The sequence below is a fragment of the Virgibacillus sp. W0181 genome, from assembly GCF_051846915.1.
In the GTDB taxonomy this organism is placed as follows: domain Bacteria; phylum Bacillota; class Bacilli; order Bacillales; family Amphibacillaceae; genus JBPYCR01.
The window spans coordinates 23,845-35,955 of record NZ_JBPYCR010000035.1 but is presented as its reverse complement, the minus strand read 5'-3'; the positions used below and the strand labels follow the sequence as shown (position 1 = coordinate 35,955).

General features: G+C 37.9%; 14 protein-coding genes. 5 read left to right on the top strand and 9 right to left on the bottom strand.

The annotated features are described in order from the left end of the window. The 4 genes from ACLIBG_RS12745 to ACLIBG_RS12730 all read right to left on the bottom strand — a co-directional run. Positions 1-395, bottom strand: a 395-nt coding sequence (locus ACLIBG_RS12745; protein ID WP_439312505.1) for a reverse transcriptase domain-containing protein, incomplete at its 3' end; no start/stop codon positions are given. 534 nt (positions 396-929) lie between these two features. Next, a complete protein-coding gene (locus ACLIBG_RS12740; protein WP_439313148.1) occupies positions 930-1,406 on the bottom strand; it encodes a thioredoxin family protein in 477 nt (158 codons plus the stop codon). Further along, positions 1,407-1,838 carry a disulfide oxidoreductase gene (locus ACLIBG_RS12735; RefSeq protein WP_439313147.1) on the bottom strand — a complete coding sequence of 144 codons (432 nt, stop codon included), beginning with the start codon at positions 1,836-1,838 and terminating at the stop codon, positions 1,407-1,409. 82 nt (positions 1,839-1,920) lie between these two features. Further along, a complete protein-coding gene (locus ACLIBG_RS12730) occupies positions 1,921-2,562 on the bottom strand; it encodes a phosphatase PAP2 family protein (protein WP_439313146.1) in 642 nt (213 codons plus the stop codon). 214 nt (positions 2,563-2,776) lie between these two features. On the opposite strand from ACLIBG_RS12730, the gene ACLIBG_RS12725 reads away from it, so the two are divergent. Both ACLIBG_RS12725 and ACLIBG_RS12720 read left to right on the top strand, forming a co-directional pair. Next, positions 2,777-3,202 (top strand): ferritin-like domain-containing protein, encoded by a 426-nt coding sequence (locus ACLIBG_RS12725; RefSeq protein ID WP_439313149.1) that lies wholly within the window; start codon positions 2,777-2,779, stop codon positions 3,200-3,202. A gap of 193 nt (positions 3,203-3,395) precedes the next feature. Further along, positions 3,396-4,571: a M20 family metallopeptidase gene (locus ACLIBG_RS12720; protein ID WP_439313145.1), complete on the top strand. Its 1,176-nt coding sequence runs from the start codon at positions 3,396-3,398 to the stop codon at positions 4,569-4,571. A gap of 57 nt (positions 4,572-4,628) precedes the next feature. Here ACLIBG_RS12720 and ACLIBG_RS12715 read toward each other — a convergent pair whose 3' ends face one another. Continuing rightward, positions 4,629-5,843, bottom strand: a complete 1,215-nt coding sequence (locus ACLIBG_RS12715) for an ABC transporter permease (RefSeq protein ID WP_439313144.1) — start codon at positions 5,841-5,843, stop codon at positions 4,629-4,631. Next, positions 5,836-6,579: an ABC transporter ATP-binding protein gene (locus ACLIBG_RS12710; protein ID WP_439313143.1), complete on the bottom strand. Its 744-nt coding sequence runs from the start codon at positions 6,577-6,579 to the stop codon at positions 5,836-5,838. The genes ACLIBG_RS12715 and ACLIBG_RS12710 overlap by 8 nt, the downstream gene beginning before the upstream one ends. Positions 6,580-7,208: 629 nt before the next feature. Between ACLIBG_RS12710 and ACLIBG_RS12705 the strand changes: the two genes are divergently transcribed. From ACLIBG_RS12705 to ACLIBG_RS12695, 3 genes are all read left to right on the top strand, one after another. Further along, positions 7,209-7,640, top strand: a complete 432-nt coding sequence (locus tag ACLIBG_RS12705; RefSeq protein ID WP_439313142.1) for an HIT family protein — start codon at positions 7,209-7,211, stop codon at positions 7,638-7,640. 109 nt (positions 7,641-7,749) lie between these two features. Beyond that, positions 7,750-8,271 carry a tryptophan transporter gene (locus ACLIBG_RS12700; RefSeq protein ID WP_439313141.1) on the top strand — a complete coding sequence of 174 codons (522 nt, stop codon included), beginning with the start codon at positions 7,750-7,752 and terminating at the stop codon, positions 8,269-8,271. A 126-nt stretch (positions 8,272-8,397) separates the two neighbouring features. Then, positions 8,398-8,772: a YtxH domain-containing protein gene (locus ACLIBG_RS12695; protein ID WP_439313140.1), complete on the top strand. Its 375-nt coding sequence runs from the start codon at positions 8,398-8,400 to the stop codon at positions 8,770-8,772. A 75-nt stretch (positions 8,773-8,847) separates the two neighbouring features. On the opposite strand, the gene ACLIBG_RS12690 is transcribed toward ACLIBG_RS12695, so the two are convergent. From ACLIBG_RS12690 to ACLIBG_RS12680, 3 genes are all read right to left on the bottom strand, one after another. Then, the gene (locus ACLIBG_RS12690) at positions 8,848-9,822 is read right to left on the bottom strand and encodes a glycine betaine ABC transporter substrate-binding protein (RefSeq protein WP_439313139.1); all 975 of its coding nucleotides are present in this window, start codon (positions 9,820-9,822) and stop codon (positions 8,848-8,850) included. A 198-nt stretch (positions 9,823-10,020) separates the two neighbouring features. Continuing rightward, positions 10,021-10,995 (bottom strand): glycine betaine ABC transporter substrate-binding protein, encoded by a 975-nt coding sequence (locus tag ACLIBG_RS12685; RefSeq protein WP_439313138.1) that lies wholly within the window; start codon positions 10,993-10,995, stop codon positions 10,021-10,023. Positions 10,996-11,077: 82 nt separating this feature from the next. Continuing rightward, on the bottom strand, positions 11,078-12,040 hold the full coding sequence (locus ACLIBG_RS12680; protein ID WP_439313137.1) for a glycine betaine ABC transporter substrate-binding protein: 963 nt from the start codon (positions 12,038-12,040) through the stop codon (positions 11,078-11,080). Positions 12,041-12,111 lie beyond the last annotated feature (71 nt).

Here is a 12,111-nt window from a genome sequence, read left to right as displayed (position 1 = left end):
TCATTCATGTACTCTAATGCTTGTAGTATAGCCATTTCTGCATACCGCCTGGGTCTAAAACCGTAGCTGTTGTCGCTGAATTGACTATCAAATATCGGAGTAAGAACTTGAGATATTGCTTGTTGTACGACTCGGTCGACTACCGAAGGTATTCCCAAGAGACGCGTTGCACCATCAGGCTTGGCAATTTCAACTCTTAAGACTGGTTGTGGTTTGTATCTTCGCTCCCGGATTTCTAGGATGATTTTCTCCCTATTTCTCGCTAAGTATCCTCCTAGCTCATCTATAGTCATTCCGTCGACACCAGCTGCCCCTTTGTTTTTGATTACTTGTTTATAGGCATCATTCAGATTGTTTTTATCAAGAATTTTGTCTAGTATTGCACGTTTATGCATGTATGTTATATCCTTTCTTTCTCGTGAAGCTGGTATCCACTTTCATGCTTTGGCCAGTGGTCTTTTGCCATCTTCCAATAGAGATTTCTATAACGATAAAATTATTCAGCCCTTCATTCTTTCTAGCTTTCGCTAGATTTCTTCACTACTACGGCTTCTGCTGACTTCTCGTTTTCCAGGCATACATCACTGTATACTTTTGGGATAGAGAAACGAGACCTCCCCAGTTAAGGTGCGAACTCTTTCCCTCTATCTATCTGCCATATATACACCACATGATCGTTGTAGCTATTGGACTTCAGCTTCTTTTGCAGCCTTACCCTCATGTGTTGCCTCTTATATGGTTTCTGTTCGTCAGACCAGAGGTTTGCCTCGAGCTTCCTTCAGATTCCGCCTCACGGTGGACACCCTTGCTTTTGGCTATGTGCTTACCGCTACAAGGTCGCACTTGGGACTTTCACCCATTAGAGTTCGCCCATGCTGGGCGAACAAAAAAGCTAATTGAAGCAGTCGCTCTTCAATTAGCTTTTCTTATTAATTAAGTACATTTTCGTCAAAGAATTGCTGGAAATCTTCTTCCGGTCGTTCGCCACTAATTCGGGCAACTTCCTCGCCATCCTCATAATGCACAATCGTAGGAGTACCTTCAATCTCATAATATTCCATCTTATCAAATTCAAGTAAATTCATTTTTTTCATATCTATATCGAGATCTTCGGTTAATGGAACTACAACAGGTGTTGTCCGTTGACAATAGACACATGTCGGACTGTAAAAATAAACGGTAACATCTTCCCCGTTCTCAAGCTTTTCATCTAGCTCTTCTGGGATGATTTGATTTTGATATAACGGATCGTCCAGTTGATCAATCGTTTCTTGACGCAAATTATCCTTGCCGTATGGATTTTCATTTCCTTGCAGCGCTTTTTTGTTTTTGTAATCATTGACAAAGTACAATGCAATAAATAATACAGCAAGCACACCAATTAAAATTAACATCTTCTTTTTCATCTATTTATCCCCCTTAGCCTGACGCCATAAAATAACGTGCAATGTAAAAATAATGATAAATGCTGTTCCCGCTAAAAGTGGTATCGTAATAAACCCAAAATAATTAACGTATTGTAAATTGCATGGAACATCTCCACAAAATCCTCCAGCCGATTCTAATGCAGAAAGTTTTTGTATGGAATAATGATAAATAGATACTAGCATGCCAATGCCACTTAATATAAGGCCTGGAAGCGCAATCGACAACTCTTTTTTCACAGCTGCAACTCCATAGATAACGACCAAAGGATACATGAATATTCTTTGCAGCCAGCATAATTCACATGGGGTATAACCCATTACTTCAGAATAAAATAAGCTTCCTAATAGAGCAATTAATGCCTGCGCCCAAATAAGCAAAAGTATAGTTTCATTTGGCTTCGCTTTCTCCATATTCTGTTCCCCTTCATATTAAACTACAGATAGTATACAAGCAATTACATAAAAAAACAAAAATCGCAACTTCATTTGCATATTAATTCTTTCGCATACTTAACTGCTGCTCTACGGCCTTATATCCATAAATTAAACCAAGAAGCAATATAAAACCGATTAAAAAGCCTGCCACCACATCCGTTAAATAGTGAACGTTAATCATTACTCTGCTCATCCCGATTAAAATGATAACCGTTCCAAAAAATAGTTGAATACGTATTTTTGCACGAGGAAATTTACTTATCAAAAAGTACATAAGCAAACCATAACATACCATGGGTGTCATCGCATGTCCGGACGGAAAGCTATATCCTTCCGCATTTGCTCCAATAAATATACTTGGTCGTTCTCTTTCAACTACATGTTTAATCCATTTATTCAATAGATGGCTGCTCAAAGTCCCACCTGCAAAAAATATACTAGAAAGCCAATGCTTTTGCGTCCACCATAAGATGAGTGCAGTAATTATTGTAAAAGGAACAAGGAACGACCCCGAACCTAACTCTGTAATCCATCTAGCAATAAAATAAATTTCTTTACTGATTGTTTTATCAATGAACGTTTGAACCCACTGATCAACATGTGGAATTTCACCTTGATTAATTTTAATTATCCAATACATCATTAACAAGATAGCGAGAGTGATTATAGGATAGCGATAAAATAATTGTCTGTTATGCATAGAAGCACTCCTCTTCCTTACTGCATGATTACTTAAATGTTTACCGGTTGTTGAATATATTAAAAGGTTTTTTCGTTATTATATTAAATCAATCATAACATGACACATTAATCAATCGATATGGATTTCATAGAAAATATGTTTGAAAATACCACTATAGGGAATGGATATATTGAATAAGAAATAGAAAGGTTGTGATTTAGTGAATAAAGATATGGAACAATTACTTGAAGGTTTGAATACGGATTTAGCACATGAGTATGGGGCGGCAATCCAATATTCATATAGTGCTTCTGTTGTATCTGGTTTATATCGTTCTGCATTAAAACCATTTTTTGAAGATGAAATTGAGGATGAACTAGGGCACGCGCTCTATCTATCGGAAAAAATTAAGTCACTTGGTGGAAATCCAACGACCAAATCAGCTGAAGTACCACAACCTACTGATGTAAAGGATATTTTGGAAGAGGTACGGAAAGCGGAAGCAGATACGATTAACCGATATGAGAAACGAAAAGAACAGGCAGAAAAACTAGGATTGACAGAGTTAGTCGTTAAATTAGAAGACATGATTGCTGATGAAACAAATCATAAAGAAGAAGTCGAGCGGTTACTTGTCGATCCGAGAATAAATGGATAATTTAATGGTTCACATTCTATAGTGTCGTACTAATTCCGACACCATAATAATCCCCTTTTTAAAAAGGCGACAATTCATGTCGTCTTTTTTTATTTCACATGGTTTTTTAGCGCGTGTTTTTATTTAATTATAAGCCACGCGATTCAAAAATAATGTTATACTAAGATTGGAAATTGTTAAGGAGGTTCTATAGTTGATAAAAGACATTCATCAAACAATTGATCAGTTTTATCCCGATATGATCGAGATTCGTCGCTACTTACATCAACATCCGGAATTATCATTCAAAGAATATAAGACAGCAGAATATATTGCCGATTTTTATGAAGATTTAGGTATCCCATATGAAAAAAATGTTGGGGGTAATGGGATCGTCGCAACGTTGAAAGGTGGTAAACCAGGGAAGACGGTTGCACTGCGGGCAGATTTTGATGCACTTCCCATTCAAGATGAAAAAGACGTTCCATACAAATCAAAGGTAGACGGTGTCATGCACGCATGTGGACATGACGGTCATACAGCTACACTATTAATTCTTGCCAAAACATTAAAACAATTTAAAGAAAACTTGCCTGGAACTGTTGTCTTCCTTCATCAGCATGCGGAAGAACTTGCTCCCGGTGGAGCTAAACCTATGATTGAATCAGGTGCACTCGACCATGTGGATGCCGTTTTCGGCACGCATCTTTGGTCGACAACTCCTCTTGGCGAATTACAGACAAACAAAAGTACATTTATGGCCGGTGCTGATCGATTTGAAATTACGGTAAAAGGAAAGGGCGGGCACGGCGCATACCCACATGAAACAAAAGACGCCATCGTTATTGGCAGTCAACTAGTCGGCCAACTGCAAGAAATTGTTAGCAGGCGGCTGGATCCACTTAAAACAGGGGTTCTAACGGTTGGTGTTTTTGAAGCAGGTACTACGTTCAACATCATTGCTGATTCAGCAAAAATCAACGGAACGGTCCGCTACCTAGAGAAGGAAGTCCAAGATTTGATCATCTATGAGATGGAAAAAACGATTGAAGGAATTTGCGCACGTTATGACATCGAATGTGACTTTAACTATGTAAAAGGGTATCCGCCACTCGTCAATCACGAAAAAGAAACAACTCTCGCAATTGAGGCGGCAAAGTCAATTCCGGAAATCCATACTTCAGGTGAAGTTGCTCCACAAATGGGCGGTGAAGATTTCGCCTACTATATGATGGAAAAACCAGGTGCATTCTTCTTTACCGGCGCCAAGAAAGAAGATCATTGCTATCCCCATCATCACCCGAAGTTTGATATAGACGAACGCGCGTTACCGATTGCAGCAAAAACACTAATCAATGTTTATCTAGCATATCAAGAATCGAACAAATGAATAAAAACAGACGTAAGCCCCTTCATAACAGCCAGCAAGCCATTTATGAAGGGGCTTTTACGCTAATTTTTGTTTCATATATATATAATGAAACAAATAATTGAAAATGAGTCCAGCAATAAACAGGATTACAGCACCTGTATAGTTCATCATAAATAAAAACAGGAGTGCAAATAAACTTGTTTGTATGATTGTTAATTGACTGACCCATTTGATAAACGCGCGGAGCCGATCTTTTTCTTCTACCGGATATAAATCGATCCAGATAACGGTACGGTGATGAGTGTACAACGTCGTAAGCTGAAAACTGCTTAAGTAAATAAACAATATCGCGAAAACAAGTTTGAGCCAATCCATTGGAACAATATAGATGAGCACCCCCCCAATAATGATTAGCCGGAGATACATCCCCAAATAATCCCCACTACGTATAAATGTCAGTCTGTACAAATAGTCATACGTATTTTGCCTTGAAAACTTGACATTTCTTCCAAGCAGTCCGGCCAGCCAACGCCTTTTCTTGATTCTGATTTTTAAATGAGGCACTTCGGCAAACATACTTGCTAAACGATAAAAAAATTGCATTCGAATTTGATCTTTCTCCACCAGTAGATTCCAATCAACACCTGCTTGCTTTCTCGCAATTGTAGCGGTATACAAAAACAGCAAAACAAAAATGACTGATGTAATGCCGGCAAAGACTAAATCAGCCTTTAAAATGAAATAAAACAACACACTATTCACTAGAACGCGAACAACTATATCGATTCGGCGGCTATTTGCATCACGAACTTTCAGCATGTTCCAATTCATAAACAAATTGCCTATTTTAAATAGAAGCAATAATAAAAGAGTCCATAAATATACACTACCTGACCGACTCGAAAATGTATGAAAATACAAAGGACCTAAAGCGGCTGCGACCAACAATAATAAATACAACTGTACAATAAAGCCGTATAAGAGTGCATTACGGAAATAAGCTCCCATCCTTTGTTCTGCAACAATGATGAAAACGAGATCTGGTTCTTTCAACAATGTTCGTACCGGGTTATAGCTGACAATCAACCCGAATATTATTCCAATGACAATAGCAGTTGGGAAATTATCGGGAAGCTGCATTAACCATTGCTGGTAATAAACGGCCAAGGCGGAAATCAGAAATATCATGGCGACAGCGATATGCCCATTAAACATATAACGTAAATAACGACTTGTTTCTTTCACATGCGCAGATAGACGTTGTTTAAAAAAATTATGGGCATCAAACATGGCTGGCATCCTTCGTCAGCTCCACGTATAAATCATCCAATGTCGAATGCGGCATTTGAAAATGCTGACGTAATTCATCCAACGTACCGTCTGCACGTATACGCCCTTCATGGATGATAATAAACCGATCACAATATCTTTCCGCGGTCGCCAAAATATGGGTGGACATTAGAACTCCCGCACCATTGGCTTTCATTTCTTCCATTAATTGCAAGTAGGACTGAATTCCCAATGGATCAAGCCCTACAAATGGTTCATCAACAATATATAAAGGTGGTTCAATTAAAAATGCACACATGATCATTACTTTTTGCCGCATACCTTTCGAAAAATGAACAGGAAACCAATGCAATTGTTTTTCCATTCGGAAGGCTTGTAAAAGCGGTGGTAATCTCAGTTTGAAATCTTCCTCGGAAATGCCATAAGCCATTGCCGTTAAATGTAAATGCTCGTACAACGTCAATTCATCATAAAGAATCGGCATTTCCGGAATATAAGCAAGCTGTTTGCGATAAGCTGTACGGTTGGCTCTAAATGTTTCGTCATTAATCGAAACCATCCCGCTTTTTGGTTGCAGCAAACCGATGACATGTTTAATCGTCGTACTTTTACCAGCACCATTTAAACCAATTAAACCTACTATTTCTCTAGGATACACATTGAAAGAAATTTCATGGAGAACATTTTTATTTGAATACCCGCCGACCAATTGATTAATATGTAATAATGGTTTCACTTCGGTTCCTCCTACTTCCTTGCCTGTATTTGATTTTATCATTATTGGATGACGTTGCCAAAATAAACTCTTCTTTAATTTTCTACATTTATTTTAATCATTTATGTATAAAACAAAAGTTACTGCTCACAATACTAGTGAGGAAATGAGGATAGATCACTGCAGAAATTTTTGTTTCTAACAAAAAATGAGGTGTTAGTGATGGGCATGCTAATGATATAAAACTCTTTTGCTTTCACCAGGCTCAATGCCATTGAGCAGAAAGCAAAACAGTTTATCGTTTCGTTAAATGATTAAACCCGTTTAGCAAAATGAAAAGTCCCCAAAATTAGTATCAATATCAATCCTCATTCCTCTTAAAGCAGGCTAGCCGGGTTATCCCGGCTATGCCTGTTTCTTATTATGCTAATTAATCATTAGAATGCACTTCAACAGGATTGCCTCTCCGCCTCACGCTTGAAGTTACCCCTCCGCGCCTCATCGAAGAGACAGCATAAGAAAGTGTGCCTCCCAATTATTTTTGTTATCACTTATAACTATGATAAACTAACTGTATAATATAATTCTTTATAAAAATAATCACGCTGCACTTATCAAATTAATGCAAATAGATGAAGGAGATGACACAAATGACACATGAAGATTGTATTTTTTGTAAAATAATTGATGGACAGATCCCTTCCGCCAAAGTGTATGAAGATGAGCATGTATATGCTTTTCTGGATCTAAGCCAAGTTTCTAAAGGCCATACGCTTATCATTCCGAAAACACATACAAAAGATATTTATGAAACACCGCCGGAAGTTGCTAAAGAGCTATTCGCCAAAGTTCCACTGATTGCCAACGCTCTAAAAAAAGCATATAATCCGATTGGTATGAATGTCCTAAATAATAATGAAGCGCCAGCAGGACAGTCTGTATATCATCTTCACTTGCATTTGTTACCCAAATATAAAGCGGATGAGGGCTTTTCAGCCGTTTGGGTCACACATGAAAACGATTATTCTTCAGATGCTCTACAACAAATGGCCACTGAAATTAACGAATCAATTGAAAATTAATCCTTTTATATCGGCCAATTTATGTTATAATTATCCTATAAATATCTGCAACTGACGATGAGCGTACAGTTGAGATAAAGTAAAGATTAGATGAGGAGAGGTTAGACAAATGAATATTCGAGTGTTAATTATTTTATCATTGCTAGTAGGGATGGGTGCAATTTTGCACATTATTACTCCACCTTTACTGTTTGGAATGAAGCCGGATATGGTACTATGTATGATGTTTTTAGGAATTATATTATTTCCTAAATTTCAATACGTTATCCTTGTTTCTATTGCTTCAGGGATCGTCGCTGCACTTACGACGGGTGTACCGGGTGGACAAATTTCCAACATCATTGATAAACCGATTACGGGACTTATCTTTTTTGCACTAGTGTTATTGGTAGGTAACAAAATGAACAAAAACATCAGTTCTCCAATTTTAGCCGCAATTGGAACACTCATCAGCGGAGCAATATTTTTATCTGTCGCACTTTTTATCGTAGGGTTGCTTGACGGCGCGTTTGCTTCTATGTTTGTAGTCGTTGTTTTACCTGCTGCTGTTGCAAATATCATTCTGATGGCTATCATTTATCCAATAGCACAAGGTGTAATGAAACGCTCGCAATCATTTTCAATTTCTTAATAGTGAATCATGTAAACTAAAATCCCTTGGCAAAAAGTGTCAAGGGATTTTTACAAAAAGAAGGGTTCAACCACTGCTTTTAGTGGGTAAAATATATTAAGTAGCTTGTAAAGGAGATAAAAAACAATGTCTAGAAGTCAATCATTATTACTAGGATTTATTATTGGTGGAACGGTAAGTGCTGCAGCGACATTATTAAGTACTCCTTCCTCAGGGAAAGACCTGCGCGGTCGCGTGAAAGAACAAAGTCAAGAATGGAAAGATATGCTTGATAACTTATTTCAGGATGTGCTACGATTAAAAGACCAAATAGCCAAAACTTCCAAAGAAGGTGCGGCTTTAATTAATGAACTTACACAAGAGATGAAATCTTCAATCGAAGAATGGAAAGTAGCAATCGAACCAAATCAGGAAAATATCCGTGAATACTTAGAACAAATAGAATCCAGCATTAAAGATTTAGAGCAAAAAATTAACACAAAAGAACAAAATGATCAATGAATTTTTTTTGAAAATGTAAAACCAGCTGAGCTATCAATTGATAGTTCAGCTGGTTTTATACATTGCCATATTTTTTTAGTTGGCTGGCTCTAGATCCTCAATGGATTCAATGTCCATATATTCCGGAACGACTAGCCCAATTTTAGCACCGTCCAGATTTTCACCCATGTCAACAATATTTTCTTTATGTTGTTCATAAAAGTCTTTATGGGTGATTGGCAACCATGCTGCCAATGTAGCGTCAGCATCTGCATTTGCGACAGATTCAAATACAACTGCAACATCAACCGGTGTTACTGTCACTTTAAATCCTTTTTCTTCCATCGCTGCTTTCAATACTCCAGATGAAGCACGCTCGGAATCCCATGGTGTTGACACAAGTTCTACCTCAACTCCATCAGAATCTTCTACACCTTCCATCCATTCTTCTACTTTGTCACGATTATCTTCTACCCAACGCTTGGCAACTTCATCAATATCATCGCCGGTTTCTTTTGCTTCATACATGATTGATTCCATATCCTCTACTTCCCAATTGAATTGGTCAACCATTTTGAAGGCATTTGGTTTCTCTTCTTCAAATCCTTTGCGTGCTAGACTGACAATTTGCTCTGTACCGCCGTATATTTCTTTTGGATCTTCCAAATACTTCATGTCAGGATATTTTGCAAATGTCCAATGTGGGTTCCAACCAGTAATAATGATTGGTTCTTCATCTTTCATTGCTTTGTCCAATTCTGTAGCCATAGCGGCTGTGGAAGAAAGCTCCACATTCCATCCACTTAGGTTATCATATTCTTCAAGCGCTTTTTCTGTCGTAACGGATATGCCCGCTCCTGGCTCAATTCCGATAATCGTGTGATCAATCGCTTCTCCGATATCAGAGGCTCCATTTGATTCATCACTCGCTTCTTCTGAGGTGTCTGTTTCATTTTCAGTATCTGTACCGCTGTTTTCCTCTTCGTTACTACCGCACCCTGCAGCAAAGATTAGCATTACTGCCACAAACGTTAAGGTGAATAATTTTAAAAAACTAGATCTTTTTAACATAATTTTAGCCCTCCTACTTTTTAAAATCAATATACTTTTTAAAGGAGATGTGTATTTGTTTATCCGTTAGCAATTATTCGGCCAACAGTCAGTAAAGATATCTTTTTGTTAAACTGAACTTTCGTTTATCAAAAAGCAACTCTTAGCTTTTCTATATACACGTTAAGTTAAACATTCAGCTACTACAATCTATAGCTATTATTCTTTTGGCTTTAAGTCATCGATGGAGTCAATATCCATGTAATCAGGAACTACTAGACCGATCTTCACGCCTTCAAGATTAGCACCCAGGTTTTCTATATTGTCTTGATGTTCTTCAAACAATTCCCCTTGAGAAACTGGAAGCCACGCTGCGATCATTCCATCTGTTTCACCATCAGCTACGGATTGCCACATAACAGCCATATCCAAAGGCGTGATTGTTACGTCAAATCCTAGGTCTTCCAATACCTTTTTCATCACATTAGTAGAACCAATTTCCGTATCCCACTCTACATAACTTAACTCAATTTCTTTTCCGTCAACTTCTTCAGCACCGTCTATCCATTCCGCAACTTTATCTTCATTCTCTGCTACCCAGTCAGCTGCAACTTCAGCAGGGTCTCCCCCGTCAGAAATTTCCAGCATAACGTTATCTAAGTCTTCTGATGTCCAGAAAAATTGATCAAGTACTTTGTAAGCATTAGGCATATCTTCTTTAAGACCTTTACGAACGATTGTTTCAATGTTTTGAGGATCGCCATAAGAATTCTTTGTATCTTCTAAGTAATGTAAATCATATTTAGCAAATTTCCAATGAGGTGACCACCCGGTAACAACAATGGGCTCTTCATTGTTAATAGCTGAATCTAAAGCAGTTGCCATCGCTCCACTAGAGGAGGCCTCAAGCTCCCAGCCGTTCAGATTATCGTAATCCTCCATTGCATCTTCCGTTGCAAGCATAATACCTGCACCAGGCTCAATGCCTGTAATGGAATAATTAACTGCTTCACTGTAGTCTACTTCATCACTATTTGCCTCATCATTCACTTCTTCATTATTTGTCCCCGCATTTTCATTCCCATTTTCCGAGTTTGATGAAGAATCACCACATGCCGAAACAACTAACAATAAAGCAATTAATGCAACAAAACAAACTGTTTTGGAGTATGTAACCTTAAACGCTTTTTTCAATTGAATTAACCCCTTCGTGTTGAATATAAATAAAATAAGGCCATTTAGATCTAAAATGGCCTCATTTTATTTTTTGCATAATTTATTTTGCTTCCAATTCTTCTAATGATTCGATATCCATATAACTTGGTACAACTGCACCAATTTTAGCGCCTTCTAAATTAGGTCCTAGATCAACTATATCTTCTTTATACTCTGCGTATAAATCTTCATGTGTTGCCGGTAACCATGCTGCAACCATTCCATCTACTTCGCTGTTTGCTACCGCTTGCCACATAACAGCATTGTCAAGTGGAGTAATTGTTGCACTATACCCTAAATCTTCAAGTACTTTTCCAACTACGTTTGTTGATGCAATTTCAGAATCCCACTCAACATAAACTAGTTCAATCTCTTCACCATCAACTTCTTCTACTCCGTCTTTCCATTCATCTACTTTATCTGCATTCTCTTCTACCCAAGTAGCTGCAGCTTCTGATGGATCTGCACCATTTTGAATTTCAAGCATAATCGATTCCATATCATCTGTTGTCCACTCGAATTGATCCAACAACTTATATGCATTTGGCATGTCATCTTCAAGTCCTTGGCGAACTATTGTGTTTATTGTCTCCGCTTCGCCATATACACCTTTTGGATCTTCTAAATATTTCAAGTCATATTTTGAAAACTTCCAGTGTGGTGTCCAACCAGTTACAATAATCGGCTCTTCTTTCTCAATTGCTTCTCCTAGTGCTGTTGCCATAGCACCACTTGATGACGCTTGAACTTCCCAGCCATCAAGGCCATATTCTTCTACCGCTTTTTCAGTAGCTTTAAATACGCCAGCTCCAGCTTCGATTCCTGTTATTTTATAATCAAGTTCTTCACCAACATTAGACCCTTCTTCAGAATTAGCGTTATCACCTGATTCTTCTGCATTTTCATCCGAACCTGTATCACCGGAGTTTGAATCGTTATTCGATCCACATGCAGCAAATACTGTTAATAGAAGTCCGAATCCAACGAGTAGAACCAGACGTTTCCAATTTAATGTTTTAGACATGTAAAATGTCCCCCTTATATTAAAAATATATATGCAAACTTTCCTCTTAAGAAAGATGCTATCAAAAAACA